The organism is Methylobacterium amylolyticum, from assembly GCF_030700245.1.
GTDB lineage: Bacteria > Pseudomonadota > Alphaproteobacteria > Rhizobiales > Beijerinckiaceae > Methylobacterium.
Map to the genome: position 1 here is coordinate 17,047 of NZ_JAUYZI010000027.1, position 18,902 is coordinate 35,948.

14 protein-coding genes are annotated in these 18,902 nt (G+C 74.8%); 7 read left to right on the top strand and 7 right to left on the bottom strand.

Annotation, left to right across the window (positions count from 1 at the left end):
* Nucleotide 1 precedes the first annotated feature (1 nt).
* Nucleotides 2–2,983, bottom strand: coding sequence for a TAT-variant-translocated molybdopterin oxidoreductase (locus Q8W71_RS18965; RefSeq protein WP_305526959.1), 2,982 nt, complete (start codon nt 2,981–2,983; stop codon nt 2–4).
* Nucleotides 2,980–3,639, bottom strand: a complete 660-nt coding sequence (locus Q8W71_RS18970; RefSeq protein WP_305526960.1) for a cytochrome c3 family protein — start codon at nt 3,637–3,639, stop codon at nt 2,980–2,982. The genes Q8W71_RS18965 and Q8W71_RS18970 overlap by 4 nt, the downstream gene beginning before the upstream one ends.
* Before the next feature lie 225 nt (nt 3,640–3,864).
* Between Q8W71_RS18970 and Q8W71_RS18975 the strand changes: the two genes are divergently transcribed.
* The 3 genes from Q8W71_RS18975 (at nt 3,865) to Q8W71_RS18985 (ending at nt 9,041) form a co-directional block, all read left to right on the top strand.
* Nucleotides 3,865–6,492: a P-loop NTPase family protein gene (locus tag Q8W71_RS18975; RefSeq protein ID WP_305526961.1), complete on the top strand. Its 2,628-nt coding sequence runs from the start codon at nt 3,865–3,867 to the stop codon at nt 6,490–6,492.
* A 125-nt stretch (nt 6,493–6,617) separates the two neighbouring features.
* Nucleotides 6,618–7,895, top strand: a complete 1,278-nt coding sequence (locus tag Q8W71_RS18980) for a L,D-transpeptidase family protein (RefSeq protein ID WP_305526962.1) — start codon at nt 6,618–6,620, stop codon at nt 7,893–7,895.
* A 204-nt stretch (nt 7,896–8,099) separates the two neighbouring features.
* Entirely contained in the window at nt 8,100–9,041 is a 942-nt protein-coding gene (locus tag Q8W71_RS18985; protein WP_305526963.1) for an MBL fold metallo-hydrolase, read from the top strand.
* 52 nt (nt 9,042–9,093) lie between these two features.
* On the opposite strand, the gene Q8W71_RS18990 is transcribed toward Q8W71_RS18985, so the two are convergent.
* Nucleotides 9,094–9,291, bottom strand: a complete 198-nt coding sequence (locus Q8W71_RS18990) for a hypothetical protein (protein ID WP_305526964.1) — start codon at nt 9,289–9,291, stop codon at nt 9,094–9,096.
* A gap of 275 nt (nt 9,292–9,566) precedes the next feature.
* Here Q8W71_RS18990 and Q8W71_RS18995 point away from each other — a divergent pair, with 275 nt between their 5' ends.
* The 3 genes from Q8W71_RS18995 to Q8W71_RS19005 all read left to right on the top strand — a co-directional run bounded on the left by Q8W71_RS18995 (nt 9,567) and on the right by Q8W71_RS19005 (nt 12,642).
* On the top strand, nt 9,567–10,133 hold the full coding sequence (locus Q8W71_RS18995) for a hypothetical protein (protein ID WP_305526965.1): 567 nt from the start codon (nt 9,567–9,569) through the stop codon (nt 10,131–10,133).
* A gap of 235 nt (nt 10,134–10,368) precedes the next feature.
* Entirely contained in the window at nt 10,369–11,604 is a 1,236-nt protein-coding gene (locus Q8W71_RS19000) for a complex I NDUFA9 subunit family protein (RefSeq protein ID WP_305526966.1), read from the top strand.
* A gap of 72 nt (nt 11,605–11,676) precedes the next feature.
* A complete protein-coding gene (locus tag Q8W71_RS19005) occupies nt 11,677–12,642 on the top strand; it encodes an NAD-dependent epimerase/dehydratase family protein (protein ID WP_305526967.1) in 966 nt (321 codons plus the stop codon).
* Between the two features lie 4 nt (nt 12,643–12,646).
* On the opposite strand, the gene Q8W71_RS19010 is transcribed toward Q8W71_RS19005, so the two are convergent.
* The 4 genes from Q8W71_RS19010 to Q8W71_RS19025 are packed head-to-tail and all read right to left on the bottom strand — an operon-like array spanning nt 12,647 to nt 16,470.
* On the bottom strand, nt 12,647–13,852 hold the full coding sequence (locus Q8W71_RS19010) for a CaiB/BaiF CoA transferase family protein (protein ID WP_305526968.1): 1,206 nt from the start codon (nt 13,850–13,852) through the stop codon (nt 12,647–12,649).
* A gap of 19 nt (nt 13,853–13,871) precedes the next feature.
* Nucleotides 13,872–14,696: an IclR family transcriptional regulator gene (locus Q8W71_RS19015; protein ID WP_305526969.1), complete on the bottom strand. Its 825-nt coding sequence runs from the start codon at nt 14,694–14,696 to the stop codon at nt 13,872–13,874.
* On the bottom strand, nt 14,693–15,466 hold the full coding sequence (locus tag Q8W71_RS19020; RefSeq protein ID WP_305526970.1) for an enoyl-CoA hydratase/isomerase family protein: 774 nt from the start codon (nt 15,464–15,466) through the stop codon (nt 14,693–14,695). The genes Q8W71_RS19015 and Q8W71_RS19020 overlap by 4 nt, the downstream gene beginning before the upstream one ends.
* Complete coding sequence (locus Q8W71_RS19025; protein ID WP_305526971.1) at nt 15,463–16,470, bottom strand: NAD(P)H-dependent flavin oxidoreductase; 1,008 nt, start codon at nt 16,468–16,470, stop codon at nt 15,463–15,465. The genes Q8W71_RS19020 and Q8W71_RS19025 overlap by 4 nt, the downstream gene beginning before the upstream one ends.
* A gap of 349 nt (nt 16,471–16,819) precedes the next feature.
* Here Q8W71_RS19025 and Q8W71_RS19030 point away from each other — a divergent pair, with 349 nt between their 5' ends.
* Nucleotides 16,820–18,889, top strand: a complete 2,070-nt coding sequence (locus Q8W71_RS19030) for a 3-hydroxyacyl-CoA dehydrogenase NAD-binding domain-containing protein (protein ID WP_305526972.1) — start codon at nt 16,820–16,822, stop codon at nt 18,887–18,889.
* Nucleotides 18,890–18,902 lie beyond the last annotated feature (13 nt).

Sequence of the window (18,902 nt, forward strand, 5' to 3'; positions counted from 1 at the left end):
CTCAGCCCTCCCGCCCGGACGGCGCCGGACCGGGCGCCGCATCGGGCCCGGGCGCGAGGCCGGCGAGGTAGGTGGTGCGCGGCCGGGTGTTCAGGTGCCCGAGCAGGGCGTAGTTGCGCGGATCGCGCTTGGCGGCGGAGACGCGGGCCCCCGCGTCGGCGACGTTGCCGAAGCTGATCGCCCGGGTCGGGCAGGCGCCCTGGCAGGCGGTCTCCACCGCCCCGTCGGGGATCGGGGCGTGGGCGTCCTTGGCGGAGGCGATCCGGGCCGCGGTGATGCGCTGGATGCAGTAGGTGCACTTCTCCATCACGCCGCGGGCGCGCACGGTCACCTCGGGATTGTTCTGCTGCTGGCGCACCGGCGGCAGGTCGCCCGTGTAGTCGAGGTAGTTGAAGCGCCGGACCTTGTAGGGACAGTAGCTCTGACAGGTGCGGGTGCCGACGCAGCGGTTGTAGACCTGGAGGTTGAGGCCCTCGCTGTCGTGCAGCGTCGCCTCCACCGGGCAGCCCAGCTCGCAGGGCGCGCTCTCGCAGTGCATGCACGGCACCGGCTGGAAATGCGTCGCCGGCGCGTCGAGGGGTCCCTCGTAGTAGCGGTCGACCCGCAGCCAGCCCATCCACCGCCCGCGCGCCACCTCCTCGCGCCCGACCACGGGGATGTTGTTCTCCGCCTGGCAGGCGGTGACGCAGGCGTTGCAGCCGGTGCAGGCGTCGAGGTCGATCGCCATGCCCCACTGCGCGGCGACCCAGCGGTCCTGCGAGGCGGGCGGCGGGTAGAACGAGGCCGGGGCGGGGGCGCCCTGCGGGTCGCCCACCGGCGCGCCGCCGACCGGCTGGACCCGGACGATGTCCGCGCCCTGCATCGTGCCGAGGTCCTGGGTCGTCACCGGCATCCGGCGCGCGCCGGTCTTCGTCAGCCGCGCGCCGGTCAGGTGCCAGGGGGTGCCGGTGGGGCGCAGCGCATTGGCGTCGTAGCCGAGGCCGCGGGAGAGGTGGTCCGGCACGTCGCGGCCGTAGCCGAGACCGAGGGTGACGGTCTCCGCCGCCTGCCCGGGGGTGATCCAGGCCGGCCCCTCGACATGGCGCCCGTCCGCCTCGATCCGCACCACGTCGCCGGTGGCGATCCCCATGCGCTCGGCGAGGCTCGGGCTCACGGCGACCGTGTTCTCCCAGACCACCTTGGTGAGGGGCTTGGGCAACTCCTGGAGCCACGCGAGGTCGGCATGCGTCCCGTCCCACAGGGTCGGGTCGGGGCGGAACACCACGTCGAGGCCGGAGGGGTCGGGCGCGGCCGGCGCGGCGGGGGACGCCGTGCCGGTCAGGGCGACGGCCTGCGTCGGCGCGGCGCTGCCGGGCAGGAAGCCGGCGCGCAGGGCGTCGTCGAACCGGGCGTCGAAGGCCGCCGCGTCCTCGCCGTCGCGGCGCCACTGCCGCTTCAGCAGGGCGAGCCCGTCCTCGGCCTCGGTCTCGCCGCCTTCCAGGAAAGCCAGCATCTCCGGCAGGGTGCGGCCGTTGTAGAGCGGCGCGACCGTCGGCTGGATCAGCCCGACCGTGCCGTCGAGGGAGCGGGCGTCCCCCCAGGATTCGAGGGGATGGGCGAGCGGCAGGTGCCAGTCGGCGTGGGCGCCGGTCTCGTCGTAGTAGAGGCCGGCGTGGACCTTCAGGGGCACGCGCGCCATCCGCGCGGCGAAGTCGAGGGCGCCGGGCGCCTCGTAGACCGGGTTGGCGCCGAGCACGACCAGCGCCGTCACCGCGCCCCGCCCCATCGCCTCGGCGAGTTCGGCGAGCGTCCCGGCCCCCTGCCCGGCGGCGGGCTCCGTATGGCGGAGCGTCGCGCCGGTGTTGCCCAGCGCGCCGTTGAGCCGGTGGACCAGGGCGTGCAGTTCCGGACTGCCGGTCAGCCCCGCCGTGACGATCCCGGCGCCCCGCGCCTCGACGAGAGCCTGCGCGGCCCGCCGGAACCAGCGGCCCGCGGGATCGTCGGCCGTCGGCATCGCGCCGCCCTCCGCGAATCCCAGAAAATCGCGGGCGAGGGCTTCGAGGCGGGCGGCGGGGACCGGGACGGCGTGGTCGGCCTTGGCGCTGGTCAGCGTCGGCGACGGCGCCGCGGCGTGCAGGGCGAGCAGGCGCCCGTCCGCGTAGGCCGCCCGGCGCGCGTCGCTCCAGCGCCGCGACAGGCCGACCTGCCCGGGCCCGAGGTCGAGACAGTCGCCGTCGAGGGAGACGACGACCCGGGCCGCGGCGAAGTCGGGCACCGTCTCCAGCGGCCGGCCGTAGGCCCGGCGGGCGCCCTCGTACAGCCCGTCGCGGCTGGCCCCGGCGCTCGCGTACCAGCGCAGGTCCGGGTAGGCGGCGCGCAGCCGGGCGAGGCCGGCGGCCACTGTGGGTGAGGTCATCGGGCCGGTCAGAACCGCCACGCCCGCGCCGCCGCCCGCGCGCCACGCCGGGACCTGCGCCAGCATCGCCGCGCGGAACCCCGCCCAGGAATCCGGCCGGCCGAGATGCTGCACCGCCTGGCTGCGGAACGGATCGTAGAGCCCGAGCACCGAGGCCTGCCCGATCACGTCGGTGCCGCCGCGGCTCCACGGGTGGTCGGGGTTGCCCTCGATCTTCAGCGGCCGGCCGTTGCGGGTGGTGACGAGGATCCCGTTGGCGAAGCCGTCGAACAGCGCGCAGGAGGCGTAGGACAGGGCCGCGCCGGGCAGGATCCGCTCGGGCTGGTCGACGTAGGGCACCTCGTAGGCGCGCCCGTCCTCCCGGCCGCAGGCGGTCAGCCCGCCGAGCGCGAACGAGGCCGCCATCAGCTTGAGGAAGCCGCGCCGGCCGGGCGCCGCCGCGAGCCGGGCGGCGGCGGGGAACTCGGCGCCGAGATAGGCGCGGAACTCGGCCGAATCCGCCACCGCGTCGAGGCTGCGCCAGAAGCGCGGCCCGTCGCCGCCGGAGAGTCTCGCGCGCAGGGCCGCGATGTCGGGGGGGCCGCTCATCGGTGGCAGATCCCGCACTCGGTGAGGCGGGCGCCGCCGCGGATGTGGTTGCGCGCCACCAGCTCCGGCCCGCGGGTCGCCTGGTCGGCGGGCGGGGTCCAGGTCATGTTCCAGACCTGATCGGGCTCGCGCACGTACTTCTCCGGCGCCCGGTGGCAGTCGAGGCAGAACTGCATCTCGAAGGCGTTGGCGCGGTAGGTCATCTGCATGCTCGTCACGTCGCCGTGGCAGGTCGAGCAGCCGATGCCCTTGGTCACGTGCACGGAGTGATTGTAGTAGACGTAGTCCGGCAGCCTGTTCAGCCGGACCCACCGGAGCGGCTTCTTCTCGTCGTAGCTCTCGCGGACCGGCTTGAGCATGTCCGAGCCGGTCCAGATCTGCGAATGGCAGGTCATGCAGGTGTGGGTCGGCGGAATGCCGGCGGTGGCGAGCCGCTCCACGCCGGTGTGGCAGTAGCGGCAGTCGATCCCGAGCTCGCCCGCGTGGTGCTTGTGGCTGAACGGAACCGGCTGGGCCGGGGCGATCCCGACGCCGGTGACGTAGCTCGACCGCACGATCCCGGCGGCCACCACCGGCACGGCCACGAGGCAGGCGAGGCCGGTCATCAGGGCGAGCCTGTAGAGGGCGTCGGCGCCGGGGGCGAAGAGCTGCGCCATCAGGCGGGCCGCAGGCCTGCACGGCGGTGGTCGGCGTCCAACGGCATCCCCTTCGCCAGCGCCCCCCGGCACGGCGGCACCCTAGAGCCGTTCGCAGGAGGCGGCCAGACCCGCGCGATGCCGCAGATGCCGCGCCCGCGCATCCGTGCCGCCCGCGCGAACCGCCTTCCCCTGCGCGGGGCGGCGCACTAAGCCCGCGCGGGCCCTTCTCCGCGCCGGAGCCGCATGGAATCCGATCCCGTCCTCCTGACCTGGCGCGCGGCGCGCCGCCTGCACGCCGCCGCCGTCGCCCTGGCGGTCGGCCTCGGCGGGCCGCTCTGCGCGGTGACGCTGCTGTGCCTGCGCGACCTGCTCGCGGTGCTGCCCCGCGACGAGGCGCCGAGCCTGCCGTTCCTGCGCCTCGCGCTGGACCTGCGCGGCGGCGAGCGGGTGCTGGCGCCGGGCTTCGCGCTGCCGCCGGCCGAGCTGGAGCTCGCCGCCTTCCTCGGGATCAGCCTGTGCGCCCTGGCGCTGGCCGGCCTCGGCTGGGGGGTGGCGGCCCTGTGCTTCCGGGCGCAGAACCGGGCCGGCGACGCGGTGCGCGAGGGGGTGATCCGGGCGATCCTCGACGCGCCGCCGGGGGTGCGCGACGAGGCGCGCGGCCTCGCCCGCCTCGTCGGCGAGGTGCTGGGGCGGGGCGACCGGCTGCTCGCGGCGGGGATCGTGGTGCCGGCGATGGCGGCCGCCGCGGTGCTGCTCGCCCTGGCCTTCGCCGGCCTCGCCGCGCCGCGCCTCGTCCCGGCGGCGGCGGTCGGCCTCGCGGCCGCGGGGCTGGCCTTCGCCCTGATCCTCCAGCGGGCCCGGGCCCGGCAGGAGATGCGCACCCGCACCGGCACCCGGGTGGAGGCGGGGCTGGCCGAACTCGTGCGGCGCATGCCGGCGGTGCGCGGCCACGGCGCCGCCGCCCTGGAGCGGGCGCGCATCACCGCCCGGGTCAGCGCGAACCGGGCCAAGGTGGCCCGCGCCGAGGCGCGCCTCGCCTATGCCCGGGCCCCGGCCCTGGCGCTCGCCGCCATCCTGCCGGCGGTGGCGGTCGGCACGGCCCTGTGGCGCGGCCCCGACGCGGACGGCCCGGCGGTCCCGCCCGTCGACCCGCCGGCCCTGGCCGCCGCCGCCGCCGCCTTCGGCATCGCCGCGTGGCTGATCGCCGCGAGCGCGCGCCTGTGGGCCGAGCGGGCGGCCCTGCGCCCGCGCCTGCGCGACCTCGCGCGCACCCTCGCGACCCTCCAGGGCCGGCGGCCCCGAGGGGGGAGCGCCGCCCCGCCGCCCCTGCCGCGAGCGGGCGACCTGGCGGCGCGGGGGGTCGGCGCCTTCGACCCGGCCACCGGCGAGCGCCTCGTCGGCGTCGACGTGGCGCTGCCGATGCCCGGGCACGTGGCGATCACCGGCGGCCGCGGGGGCGGCGCCCGGGCGCTGGCGGCGCTGCTCGCGGGGCAGCTCGACCCCACTGCCGGCCGCGTCACCTACGCCGGCACCGACCTCTCCGCCTTCGATCCGGCCGAGCGCGCCCGGCGGATCGCCTTCGTGGCCGGCGAGGCGATCCTGACCGAGGGCAGCCTGCGCGCGAACCTGCTCTACGGCACAGACCCCGCCGCCGCCCCGGACGACGTGGCGCTCGTGGGGATCTGCCGCCTCGTCGGCCTGGACGCCTTCGTCTACGAGAGCGGCCTCGAAGGCCGCCTCGACCCGGCGGCCGAGCCGCTGCTCGCCGCGGCTCTGGTCTCCGCCCGCCGCACCATGCGCGCGGCGCTGGCCGCCGAGGGCGCGGAGCGCCTCGTCGAGCCGTTCGACCCCGAGCGCTACAATCATCAGGCGAGCGTCGGCGAGAACATCCTGTTCGGCGAGCCGGTGGGCGGCGCCTTCGCCCCGGGGCGCCTCGCCCGCCACCCCTACATGCGTGCGGTGCTGGAGGCGGAGGATCTGGTCCGCCCGCTCACCGAGATCGGGCTCTCGGTCGCCCGCAGCACCGTCGAGATCTTCGCCGACCTGCCGGCCGACCACCCGCTGTTCGACGCCTACTCGCTGTTCCCGGCCGCCGAGCGGGGCTTCTTCGAGGACCTCGTCGTGCGTCTCTCCACCGCCGCCGACCTGCGCCGGGGACCGGCCGGCCAGCGCGACCGCACCCGCCTGATCGGGCTGGCGCTGCGCTACAGCGAGACCCGCCACCGGTTCGGCCTGATCGACGCGGCCTTCGAAGAGCGGCTGGTGCAGGCGCGGCGCTCCTTCGCGCGGATGCTGCCGGAGCACCTGCGCGGCGCGGTGGAGTTCCACGACCCGGCCCGGCTGAACCGGGCGGCGAGCCTGGAGGAGAACCTGCTGTTCGGCCGCATCAGCCAGGGCGAGGCCAACGCCGCGCCGCGGGTGCGGGCCCTGGTCCGGCGGGTGCTCGCCGACGAGGGGCTGGAGGTCGCCGCCTACCGGCTCGGCCTCGACAGCCCGGTCGCGGCCGCGGGCGGGGCCGCCCTGGCCGACGGGGCGGTCGGCGCCCGCGAGCGGGTGGCGATCGAGCTGGCCCGCTGCCTGGCCCGCGAGCCCGACATCCTCGTCGTCGCGACGATGATCGACCTGCGCAAGGCGGACGACCTGCGCGAGCGCCTCGACCGGCTGCGGCGGGCGCGGGCCGGCCGCGGGCTGATCGTCTGCCTGCCCGGCACCGAGCTGCCGGAGGGAGCCGCCGCCTTCGACGCGGTGCTGACGGTCGAGAACAACGCGGTGGTCGCGCCCCCGGCGCCGCCCGCCGGGCCCGGACCCGGGCCGGGGCCTGAGGCGGCGTCCGAGCGCGAACCCGAGCCCGAGCCGGGCACCGCCGGCTGACGGCGCCCGCCGGGCCTCACCCCCGCCGCAATACCGCGTCAGGGGGGACCGCCGTGCCCGCGGCCTCCTCCCCGCCCCCGACGTCTTCCCGCCCCCGACGTCTTCCCGCCCCGACGCGGACGCGCATGCCCCTGCCGATCCCGAGAGCCCTCCTCGCCGCCTGCCTCACCCTCGCCGCCGGCGAGGCCGCGGCGCAGGCCGGCAAGGCGCTGGAGCCGATCCCCGCCGCGACCCTGGCGCTGATCGCGCAGAAGGGCGCCTCGGCGGCCTCACCGGTCCTGTTCCGCGCCTTCAAGAAGGAATCGGAGATCGAGGTCTGGAAGCGGGGGCCTTCGGGCTACGTCTACATCAAGACCTTCCCGATCTGCCGCTGGTCCGGCCAGCTCGGCCCCAAGCGCCGGAACGGCGACCGGCAGGTGCCGGAGGGGTTCTACGCGGTGGGCAAGGGGCAGATGAACCCCAACTCGCGCTACCACCTGTCCTTCGACGTCGGCTACCCGAACGCCTACGACCGCGCCCACGGCGGCACCGGCTCGGCGATCATGGTCCACGGCATCTGCTCGTCGATGGGCTGCTTCGCGATGACCAACGGCACGGTGGGCGAGATCTACGCCATCGCCCGCGACGCGCTGGCGGGCGGGCAGGCGGCGTTCCAGTTCCAGGCCTACCCGTTCCGGATGACCGCCGAGGCGATGGCCCGGCACCGCACCGACCCGAACTACCCGTTCTGGCGGAACCTGAAGGAGGGCTACGACCGCTTCGAGGCCACGGGCGAGGAACTCCAGGTCTCGGTGGTCGCCGGGCGCTACGCCTTCGCGCCGTCGCGGGACCCGGCGCGGGAGGCCGCCGCGGTCACCCGCCGGGCGGTGGAGGAGGCGCGGGTCGAGGCCCTGGCGGAGGCCGGCGCGGCCGCGGTGCGCACCACCTATTCCGACGGCGGGCAGAACGCGTTCTGGGCGGCCTACATCGCCCGCGGCGGCGCGGTCGGCGACGTCAGCCGGCCCGAGGCGCTGGCCTATGCCGGGCAGGAGGTCGTCACCCTCGCGGGCCACCGCGCCCCGGCGCCGGTGCCCGAGGCGACCTGGTCCGCCTGGATCGCCTTCGGCTCACCGCTGGCCCCGTCCCGCGCCCCGGGCTTCGTGCCCGCCTACGAGCGCCGCCACGACCCGTTCGCGCCGCTCGCCGCGCCCCTGCCGGCGCGCTACGCCGACGGCCTGCCCGCGCTCCTGGCCGCGGACCTCTCGGCAGATCTCTCGGCGGATCCGGCCGGCGCCCGGGCCGCGCCCGCCACCCGCCCGGGTCCGGTCGCTCCAGGTCGCCTCGCTCCGGGTCTTCTCGTTCCAGCTCTCCTCGTTCCAGGACTTCTCGTTCCCGGCCCGGTCGCGTCGGCGGAGCGCCGGTGACGGCGGAGGCGGGGCGTCGGGACCCGGACGGGTGTGCGCCCCCGCACATCGCGACGGCCGCGCGCTCCCCAATTCATTGTGTGTCAGGGATGGAACGCTAGTCCTGTCCCGATCGTCTGCCCTAACCCATCGATCGTTTCGAAGCGACGGCGGGGTCCCGATGGAACCGATCGGGGTCGTCCGTCCTGAACACTCGTGATCGCCATGTCCAACAGTTCGGTGCCGAGCACCAGTGCGGCGGACGGGGACCTCGTCCTGCGTTTCTGGGGCGTCCGCGGATCCACGCCGGTCAGCGGTCCGCAATACGCGGAGTTCGGCGGCAGCACGCCCTGCATCGAGGTCGATTGCGGCGGCCGCATCTTCGTCGTCGACGCCGGGACGGGCATCTACAATTTCGGGCAGAACCACCGGACGGACCTGCCCCGGGAGATCGATCTCCTGTTCAGCCACCTCCATCTCGACCACACCGCGGGCCTGCCGTTCTTCAAACCGGCCGTGCTCGACGGCGAGCGGACGATCAACACGTGGTGCGGCAATCTCGGCGGCGCCTCCGCCGGCCCGACCCTCGACCGGCTGTTCGCGCCGCCGCTGTTCCCGGTTACCCTCGACGCCTTCCCCTGCACGTTCCGCCATCACGGCTTCGAGGCGGGGCAGACGCTGGTCTTCGGGGACGGGGCGCGGGTCGACACGATCCCCCTCAACCACCCGCAGGGCTCGGTCGGCTACCGGTTCGAGCACGGCGGCCGGCGCCTGTGCCTGATCAGCGACATCGAGCACAGCGACCCCTGGCCCGACCCGGATCTCGCCCGGTTCGTGGCCGATTCCGACCTGATGGTCTACGACGGCATGTTCACCGACGGCGAGTACCCGACCTGCCGCGGCTGGGGCCACTCGACCTGGCAGAAGGGCGTCGAGCTGGCCAAGCTGGCCGGCGTGAAGGCCCTGGCGATCTTCCACCTGCACCCGGCCCATTCCGACGCGGTGCTGCGCGACATCGAGGCGGACCTGCGCGCCGAGATGCCCACCGCCTTCATCGCCCGCGAGCGGCAGAGCATCGTGGTCGGCGCCCGCCGCCGCGCGATGCGCCGGGCGGGCCTGCGGCAGGCCGCGGCGGGCGAGATGCGCCGCCGCATCCGGGTCGCCTGAGCGGGGCCGCCCGCCCCGGGTTCCTCGGATCGAGCCGCCTGGACCGGCGCCCTCAGACCGAGCGCCGCCGGCGCCGCGCCCGCCGGTAGAGGTTGTAGGCGAAGAACACCATCAGGGCGAGGCCGATCAGCAGGATGCTCCAGCCGTAGGGGCTCACGAGTTGCGCGTCGATCGGGTGGCCGATCAGGCCGAGCGCCACCATCAGGCCGAAGGCGGCCACCGCCGCGGAGATCAGCAATCCCAGGATCATCGTCGCCTTCGGCACAGCGCGCCGGGCCGGCGCGGCATCCGGAGGAAATGCGCGCCGCATGCTGCCGTTCCCTCCGCGCGCGCCTTCTCGTTTTGCACTGGGGCGGGAGGGCGATGGAGGATGGAAAGCTTCCGGCCCGCTTTAGGGGCGAGAAAAGGCGGAAGCCGCCTTTCCGTCACTTGTTATGTGCCGACAGGCTGTTATGGTCAAGGTGACGACGGTAAAGCATTTGTCCGTCGCTGATGTCGCCTTTTGCGGAATTGATGGGCTCGGCGATGGCTTTGATCGACCGATACGTTCCAGACCCGCAGTATAGCGAACTTCACAGCGCAAGCGTTCAAGCGTCTGGCGACATCGTTCTCGCCGCCGCAGCGGCCTATCGAACCGAGAACGATCCGTTCTTTCGACGGATGATCGCGTTGCGTGAACTGCCGATGCGGGCAGGACAGATTCTCAAATGCCAGCATGGGGAACCGCTGCCGCCCTTCGGCATCGACAATTTCACCTTGCTGGAACGTGGCGAGAGAGAGGTCGTGTTCGGCTTGGCGGGCCGCTTCTGGCGGCCGGACTTCGATCTGGCTCCCCTGAGCGATGGGAAGGATTTTCTTGATCTGAAAGAGCCCGGGATCGCGAAGCTCGCTCTGAACTTCGCAGTTCGAGCGGGCGCGGCAGGCGTGACGATCCTTTCGACGGAAACGCGCGTCGTCTGCGTAGATCGTGCCGCGCGCGTGAGATTTGCCCCCTATTGGTATCTGATCCGCCCGGTGAGCGGTCTGATCCGCCGCCGCACCCTGAACATCATCCGGCGGACATGCGAGGACAACGTCGCACAGGCGGCTTGAGCTTTCCCTGTCTGCTGTCGCGCAAGTTAAAGAATGGGTTGAGCGGCTTAGTACCCTTCCGCCGGGCCCTCCCGCAATGCCCGGCCTCCCGCAATGCCCGGCCTCCCGCAATGACCTGCCTTCCGCAATGCTCTGCCCCATCCTGATCCATCCGGCTCCCATGCCGCGAGCAGGTAGGGTAAGGAGGCCGGACACGGCGCCTGACGGGCGCGGCGAGGAGCCCGAGACCACGGCGATGACCGGCCCAGAGACCACCCAGCGCGACGCCCAGACCGCCACGCCGCCCGCCACGCCGCCCGGCGAGGCGCGGAGCGTCGCCGCCGCCGCGCACCCGACGGCGCAGCTCGTGACGATCTTCGGCGGCTCGGGCTTCCTCGGCCGCCACGTGGTGCGGGCGCTGGCCAAGCGCGGCTACCGGATCCGCGTCGCGGTGCGGCGCCCCGACCTCGCCCTGTTCCTGCAACCGCTCGGCAAGGTCGGCCAGATCGTGGCGGTGCAGGCCAACCTCCGCTACCCCGATTCGGTGGCCCGGGCCGCCGAGCGCTCGGACGTGGTGATCAACCTCGTCGGCATCCTCCAGGAGAGCGGGCCGCAGCGCTTCGCGCGGCTCCAGGCGGAGGGCGCGGCCTCGATCGCCCGCGCCGCCGCGCGGGAGGGCGCCCGGATGATCCACGTCTCGGCGATCGGCGCCGACCCGGCCTCGGCCTCGGCCTACGCCCGCACCAAGGCCGAGGGCGAGGCCGGGGTGTTCGCCGCCTGCCCGGACGCGGTGGTGTTCCGGCCCTCCCTGGTGTTCGGGCCCGGCGACAGCTTCTTCAACCGCTTCGCCGCCCTGGCGCGGGCGCTGCCGGTGCTGCCGCTGGTCGGCGGCCAGACCCGGTTCCAGCCGGTCTTCGTCGGCGACGTCGCCGAGGCGATCGCCCGCGCCGTCGACGGTGCGGTCGAGCCGGGCCGGGTCTACGAGCTCGGCGGCCCGGAGGTGGCCACGCTGGAGCACCTCGTGCGCTACATGCTGCGGACCATCCAGCGCAGCCGCACCGTGATCGACCTGCCGCTGCCGCTCGCCAGGCTCCAGGCGCAGGCCCTGGAGATCGCCGACACCCTGACGCTCGGCCTCCTGCCCGACGGGCTGAAGCTGACCCGCGATCAGGTGACGCTGCTCCAGAGCGACAACGTCGTGTCGGAGGCGGCCCGGGCGGAGGGGCGCACCATCGAGGCGCTCGGCATCGCGCCCACCGCCGCCGAGGCGGTGGTGCCGGGCTACCTCTGGACCTTCCGCAAGGCGGGCCAGTTCGCCACCGGCCGCGGCGACGAATCCATCGCCGCGGTGCCGGACCTGATCGCGCCCGAGCCCATGACCGCCCCCTCCGGGCACCGGCCGGAGCGGGCCGCCGGCCCGGCGATCGGCGCGGATGCCGGCGGCCAGCCCGGCCGCAAGGGCACGCGCTGGGGCACCCGCGACCCGCGCTGACGGCGCCCGTGCCCGCCCCCCCGCACCCTCGCGTCACGCCCGCTCCGCGCGCGGGCGGGCACCGGAGCTGACATGCGCCGCATCCTCGTCACCGGCGCGGCGGGCTTCGTCGGCGGCCACGTCCTGCCGCTGCTGGCCCGCGGCCCCGGACGCGGCGGTCGCGTCGCGGGGATCGGGCGCGGCCCGGCGCCGAGCCTGCCCACGGGGGTCGCCTACGCCCGGATCGACCTCCTCGACGCGGAGGCGCTCGCCGGCTTCGTCGCCGATTTCCGCCCGACCGCGGTCCTGCACCTCGCCGGCCTCGCCTCGGTCGCCGATTCCGCGAGCGGCCCGGCGCAGACGTGGCGGGTGAACGTCGACGGGCTCTTGAACCTCGTGGCGGCGATGCGGGCGGCGCCCGGCTGCACGCTGTTCTTCGTCAGCACCGGCGAGGTCTACGGCAGCGCCTTCCTCGCCGGCCACGCCCTGACCGAGGACGCCGAGCCGCAGCCGCGCAACACCTACGCCCGCTCGAAATGGGTGGGCGAGCAGGTGCTGCACGACCTCCTGCCGCGCATCGGCGTCAAGCTCGTGGTGCTGCGCCCGTTCAACCATATCGGGCCGGGCCAGGACGAGCGCTTCGTCGTCGCCTCCTTCGCCGGGCAGATCGCCCGGATCGAGGCCGGCCGCGCCCCGCCGCGCCTGGAGGTGGGCAACCTGACCTCGCGGCGCGACTTCCTCGACGTGGCCGACGTCGCCGACGCCTACGCCCGGCTGATCGACCGGGCCGACGACCTCCCGGACGGGAGCGTGTTCAACATCGGCTCCGGCTGCCCGCGAACGATCGCGAGCGCCCTGGACGGCCTGCGCGCCGTCGCTCGAACGCCGTTCGAAATCCACGTCGCCCCCGAGCGCGTCCGCCCTGCCGAGATCCCGCTGGCGGCGGGCGATTCCGGGCGTCTGCGCGCGGCGACGGGCTGGGCGCCGCGGGTGGCGTGGGAGGCCTCGCTCGCGGGCGTGCTGGACGACGCCCGCGCCCGGCTCGCGGCCGCGCCCTGAGGGGTCAGCGCTCCCCGCTCCCGTCTCCGCGGCCCCGGATTTCGTCCATGATCTCGGCGCTCGAACCGCCGAGCCCCGGCGGCATGCGGCGGACGATGAGGCGGCGCCCGTCGAGCCGGTAGGGCGGGGCGAGGACGTGGGCGTTCTCGGGCCCGCCGACCACGAGGCCCGCCTCCCGGGCCCGCGCCCCGGTCAGCGCCTCGCGCAGGCCCAGCACCTCGCCGCAGGGGATGCCGGCCTCCTGGAGCCGGGCGATCAAGTCCGCGCGCGTCCACTTCGCCAGCTCCGCCTCCAGCACCGGCACGAAGGCGGCGCGGTTCTTCGCGCGGTCGAGGTTGGTCGCGAAGCGCGGATCGGCGCAGAGGTCGGGGCGCCCCAGCACCGCCTCGCAGAAGCGGCGGTACTGGGCGTTGTTGCCGACCGTGATCACCACCGGCCCGTCGCCGGCCTCGAACACCCCGTAGGGCACGATCGAGGGGTGGGCGTTGCCGTAACGGGGCGGATCCTCGCCGCGCGCCAGCGCCTCCAGGCCGTAGTAGGAGGTCAGCGCCACGCCGCAATCGAACAGCGCGAGGTCGATTTTCTTGCCTTTCCCCGTGCGTTCCCGCTGGAAGAGGGCGGCGAGCACGGCCTGCGCGGCGTACTGGCCGGTGAACAGGTCGACCGCCGCGACCCCGAACTTCAGCGGCGGCCCGCCGGCCTCGCCGTTGAGCGCCATCACCCCGGACTCGCCCTGCACCACGAGGTCGTAGCCGGGCCGGCTCGCCTCGGAGCCGTCCGACGCGTAGCCCGAGACCGAGCAGTAGATCAGCCTCGGGTTCTCCGCGACAAGTGCCGCGTAGCCGAGCCCGAGCCGGTCGGCGCCGCCGGTCTTGAAGTTCTGCACCAGCACGTCGCTCTGCCGGGCCATGTCGCGCACCAGCGCGAGCCCCTCGGGGGTGGCGAGATCGACGCCGATCGAGCGCTTGTTGCGGTTCACGCTGTCGAAATACGAGGTGTTGCCGGGGCTGGTGCGCACGCCCCAGTCGCGGGTGTCGTCGCCGCGCTCCGGGTGCTCGACCTTGATCACGTCGGCGCCGAGGTCGCCGAGCACCTGCGCGCACCACGGCCCCGCCAGCACCCGCGACAGGTCGAGCACGCGGATGCCGGCGAGCGGCAGATCATGCGACGAGTCGTGCGTCGGATCGTCCGGCTGCGCGTCAGATTGCACGTCGGTCATCCCCAAAACATCAGGCGCCCATCACGCCGTCGAGGCCGCGCACCGCCGCGATCAGCTTAGGGCGGGCCACCTCCAGCAGGAAGCCGGGGTCGGTGACGACGCGCGGCGCGCCGCAATTGACCGCCATCGGCGGCAGGCCCCCGCCGGGGTGGAAGCCGACCGCGATGGCGCAGACCGTCTCCTGCCAGTCGCCGAACGAGGTGCAGCAGCCGATCTCCCGGTGCTCGGCCACCGCCCGGTCGAGGCCCGCCCGCAGGGCCGGCCACGCGGCGGTGTCGCGCGCCGCCAACGCGGCGTAGATCGCCTCCCGCTCCCGCTCGGCGCAGACCGCCACGTAGGCGCGGCCCATGGCGCTGCGGGCGAGCGAGATGCGCGCGCCGGTGTCGAGGTTGAGCGAGATCGCCGCCGGGCCGCGCTGGCAGTCGACGTAGCGCATGCCGAGCCCGTCGCGCACGCCGAGCCCCACCGAGGCGTTGGCTGCCTCCGCCACGGCGCGCAAGCGCGGGCGGGCGATGCCGCGCAGGTCGAGGCCGCCGAGCGCCGCCGAGCCGAGGGCGATGGCGGCGTGGCCGAGCCGGTAGCGGCCGGCCTCGGCCACGTGCTGGAGGTAGCCGAGCTTGGTCAGGGTGTAGGTCAGGCGCGAGACGGTGGAGCGCGGCAGGCCGCAGGCGGCGGCGATGTCGTGGTTGGCCAGACTCGCCCGGCCCGGCCCGAAGCAGGCGAGCACCGACAGGCCGCGGGCCAAAGCCGTCACGAAGTGCCGGTCCTCCTTGGCGCCGTCGGGCTCCTTCGCCCCCTCGAAGTCGGGGGCGTCGAGGATCTCCGCCGCGCTCACCGGGCGAGGAACCGGGCGAAGGCGGCCTGCGCCTCCGGCCCCCGCCGCAGGGCGTGGAACACCTCCGCCTCCTCCGCGAGCGTCCGGTCCACCGCCGCGTCGAGGCCGCGGCGCAGGGCGCGCTTCGTCGCCGCGATCGAGGCCGGGGGGAGGGCGGCCAGCGCCCGCGCCCGGTCGAGGGCCGTCTCCAGGGCCGCCCCCTCCGCGACCACGGCGTTGACGAGGCCGGCCTCCCGGGCCGCCTCCGCGGTGAAGGGCTCGCCGAGGAGCAGCAATTCGGCCGCGCGCTTCGTCCCGGCGACCAGCGGGAGCAGGTGGCTCGACCCGCCCTCGGGGCTGAGGCCGAGCGCCGTGAACGGCAGGCGGAAGCGGGCGCCGGCACCCGCGTAGGCGAGGTCGCAGTGCAGGAGCAGGGTGACGCCGATGCCGACCGCGTGCCCCTCCACCGCCGCGACCACCGGCTTCGCGCAGGCCCGCAGCGCCCGCAGGAAGGTCAGGCCGGGGCTGTCGCCCTCGGTCGCCGCATCCTTGCTCTCCACGTCCCGGAAATCGGCGATGTCGTTGCCGGCGGTGAAGCAGCCCCCCGCGCCGGTGAGCACCACCGCCCGCACGCCCGCGTCCCGGTCGGCTTCCGCGAGGGCCGCACCGAGCGCCGCGTAGGTCGCCCGGTCGAGGGCGTTGCGCCGCCCCGGTCGGTCGATCGTCAGCAGGCGGATCCCGGGCTCCGGATCCGAGACCTGCAAGCCTCCGCGCGCGGGCGCCCCGCTCACGGCGCGTAGCCCGCCGACAGGCCGGCGGTCTGGGCGCGGGCCGCGGCGTAGTCCCGGGCGAGGCGGGCGACGAGGTCGGCGACCGGGGGCATGTCGTCGATGCTGCCGACCCCCTGGCCGGCGCCCCAGACGTCGCGCCACGCCTTAACGGAGGCGCTGCCGAAGTTCATCGCGGTCTTGTCGCGCACCGGCAGGGCGTCGGGGTCGAGCCCCGAGGCGCGGATGCTCGGGGTCAGGTAATTGCCGGGCACCCCGGTGAAGTAGGGCGTGTAGAGGATGTCGGCGGCGGACGACCCGGTGATCATCTCGCGGTAGCCCGGGGCGGCGTTGGCCTCCCGGGTGGCGATGAAGCGGGTGCCCATGTAGGCGAGGTCGGCCCCCATCGCCTGCGCGGCGAGGATCGCCGAGCCGGTGGTGATCGCCCCCGAGAGGATCAGCGGCCCGTCGTAGAAGCGGCGCACCTCGGAGACCAGCGCGAAGGGCGAGAGCGTGCCGGCGTGCCCCCCGGCCCCGGAGCAGACGAGGATCAGCCCGTCGACGCCGGCCTCCAGGGCCTTCTCGGCGTGGCGCACGGTGGTCACGTCGTGGAACACGACGCCGCCGTAGGCGTGGACCGGCCGGATCACCGCGTCGGGCGCCCGCAGGGAGGTGATGACGATCGGCACGCGGTGGCGCACGCAGGCCTCCACGTCCCCGGCGAGCCGGTCGTTCGAGGCGTGGACGATCTGGTTGACCGCGAACGGCGCGATGCGCTTCGAAGGATCTGCGGCACGGGCCTCGGCCAGCGTCGCCGTGATCCGGGTCAGCCAGTCGTCGAGCACCCCGGCGGGCCGGGCATTGAGAGCCGGGAACGAGCCGACCACGCCGGCGAGGCACTGGGCGATCACGAGATCGGGCCCCGAGACGATGAACATCGGCGCGGCGATCACCGGCAGGGCGAGGGTGCCGCGCAGCACGGCCGGCAGCCGCCCGTCGGGAGCCGGGGCTTCGGGTCCGTCGCTCACGGCGCGCTCCCCGCCGGCCGGTCGCGATGACGGCGCGGGCCCGGATGACCGAACGATTCCGTCGGACTTCGTATCACGCACGATCCTCCCTCGTCGGCGCCGTGACCCGGACGGCAACCGTCGCGCCGAGCGCGGGTTGTCTGTCGGTTCGTCCGCTGCGCGGATCGGGGCTGGATCACACGGGCGCGCGAAGACTGTCAACGGCCGGCCTCACGCGTTCCGCAATGCAGAACGCCGTTCAGCGGGCGGGCGTCCCGCCCCGACCTTGACAAAGTCAGGGCGCGGGCAGCATCTCGCCGCCGAAGACCGAAAACAAATTCTGCATTGCAGAACTGAGGGAACGCCCGCTTTGGTACGCAACGAGGTCGACGGCGGCGTCGCCGTGCTCACCCTCTCGAACCCGCCGGTGAACGCGCTCGGCGCCGACCTGCGCGCCGCCCTCGACCGGGCGCTGGCCGAGGCCATCGCCGACGCGACCGTGCGGGCGATCGTGATCGCGGCGGAGGGCAAGGTCTTCGTCGCGGGTGCCGACATCTCGGAGTTCGGCAAGGTCCGGCGCCGGCCGCTGCTGCCGGAGGTGCTGGCGCGGATCGACGCGAGCCCGAAGCCGGTGGTCGCGGCGATCGGCGGCGCGGCGCTCGGCGGCGGCCTGGAGCTGGCGCTCGCCTGCCACGCCCGGATCGCCGGACGGCACGCCAAGCTCGGCCTGCCGGAGATCAAGATCGGCATCATCCCGGGCGCGGGCGGCACGCAGCGCCTGCCGCGGCTGATCGGGCCGGAGACCGCCTTCGCGATGATGCTGTCGGGCGAGCCGGTGGGCGCCGACCGGGGTGCGGAACTCGGGATCGTCGACGCAGTGGTGCTCGGCGACCTCGTCCCCGCCGCCCGGGTCCGGGCGCTGGAACTGGCCGATGCCGGCCGGCTGCCGCGGGCGGGCGACCGCGACGACCGGCTGGATCCGGAGGCGCGGGCAGCCTTCGAGGCGCGGGCCGCGGACGCCGTGACGCGCGAGCCCGACGCCCCGAACGTCCGGGCGCTCGCCGAGGCCGTGCGCGCCTGCTTCGACCGGCCCTTCGCCGAGGGGCTGGCGGCGGAGCAGGCGGCGTTCGCGCCCCTGGTGGACGATCCCCGCGCGCGGGCCCTGCGACACGCCTTCTTCGCCGAGCGCGAGGCCGCGCGCGTCCCGGGGCTCTCCAAGGACACCCCGCGCCGCCCGATCGAGACGGCGGCGGTGATCGGCGCCGGCACGATGGGCGGCGGCATCGCCATGTGCTTCGCCAATGCCGGCATCCCGGTCACGGTGATCGAGACCGAGGAAGCGCCGCTCCAGCGCGGCCTGGAGCGGGTGCGCGGCCTCTACGCCGGCTCGGCCAAGCGCGGCTCGATCACGGAGGCCGAGCGGGACGCGCGGATCGGCCGGATCACCGGCGCGGTCGGGCTGGAGAACGCCGGCAGCGCCGACATCGTGATCGAGGCGGCCTTCGAGGAGATGGGCGTCAAGCGCGCGATTTTTTCGGAGTTGGACCGCATCGCCAAGCACGGGGCGATCCTGGCCACCAACACCTCCTACCTCGACGTGGACGCCATCGCCGCGGTGACGGGCCGGCCGCAGGACGTGCTCGGCATGCACTTCTTCAGCCCGGCGAACGTCATGCGCCTCGTCGAGGTGGTGCGGGCGGAGAAGACGGCGCCGGAGGTGCTCGCCACCGCCCTCGATCTCGGCAAGCGCCTGAAGAAGCTGCCGGTGGCGGTGGGCGTGTGCTTCGGCTTCGTCGGCAACCGCATCCTGGAGCGGCGCAGCCGCGCCGCCGAGCGCCTGCTGCTGGAGGGCGCGCTGCCGCACGAGGTCGACGCGGCGGTGACCGCCTTCGGCTTCCGGATGGGGCCCTTCGCCATGTCGGACCTCGCCGGCCTCGACATCGGCTGGCGCTCGCGCAAGGATTTCGGCGGCCGTGCCCCGGTCGCCGACGCGCTCGCCGAGATGGGCCGCTTCGGCCAGAAGACCGGCCGCGGTTTTTTTGTCTATCCCGACGGTGCGCGGGCCGGGCAGCGGGACCCCGAAGTGGAAGCCCTGATCGCGCGCACGGCGGCCGAGCATGGCATCGCCCAGCGCAGCTTCACGCCGGAAGAAATCGTCGCGCGGCTGATGTACCCGATGGTCAACGAGGGCGCGCGGATCCTGTCCGAAAAAATCGCGAGCCGGCCCGGCGACATCGATACGATCTGGATCAACGGCTACAACTGGCCGGCTTGGCGCGGGGGGCCAATGCACTGGGCCGACACGGTGGGCCTGAAGACGGTCGCCGCGGATCTGGAGCGGTTCGCCCGCGAGACCGGCGACGACAGCCAGGAGCCCGCGCCGCTCCTGAAAAAGCTCGCGGAGGAGGGTGGCAGCTTCGGCGCCCTCAAGGCGGCGTGACCGGAGAGGTGCT

What these genes read in the sequence shown, in the direction of transcription:
- Q8W71_RS18965 (WP_305526959.1), bottom strand. Translation starts at nt 2,983, where the DNA reads ATGAGCGGCCCCCCCGACATCGCGGCCCTGCGCGCGAGACTCTCCGGC.
- Q8W71_RS18970 (WP_305526960.1), bottom strand. Translation starts at nt 3,639, where the DNA reads ATGGCGCAGCTCTTCGCCCCCGGCGCCGACGCCCTCTACAGGCTCGCC.
- Q8W71_RS18975 (WP_305526961.1), top strand. Translation starts at nt 3,865, where the DNA reads ATGGAATCCGATCCCGTCCTCCTGACCTGGCGCGCGGCGCGCCGCCTG.
- Q8W71_RS18980 (WP_305526962.1), top strand. Translation starts at nt 6,618, where the DNA reads ATGCCCCTGCCGATCCCGAGAGCCCTCCTCGCCGCCTGCCTCACCCTC.
- Q8W71_RS18985 (WP_305526963.1), top strand. Translation starts at nt 8,100, where the DNA reads ATGTCCAACAGTTCGGTGCCGAGCACCAGTGCGGCGGACGGGGACCTC.
- Q8W71_RS18990 (WP_305526964.1), bottom strand. Translation starts at nt 9,291, where the DNA reads ATGATCCTGGGATTGCTGATCTCCGCGGCGGTGGCCGCCTTCGGCCTG.
- Q8W71_RS18995 (WP_305526965.1), top strand. Translation starts at nt 9,567, where the DNA reads ATGGCTTTGATCGACCGATACGTTCCAGACCCGCAGTATAGCGAACTT.
- Q8W71_RS19000 (WP_305526966.1), top strand. Translation starts at nt 10,369, where the DNA reads ATGACCGGCCCAGAGACCACCCAGCGCGACGCCCAGACCGCCACGCCG.
- Q8W71_RS19005 (WP_305526967.1), top strand. Translation starts at nt 11,677, where the DNA reads ATGCGCCGCATCCTCGTCACCGGCGCGGCGGGCTTCGTCGGCGGCCAC.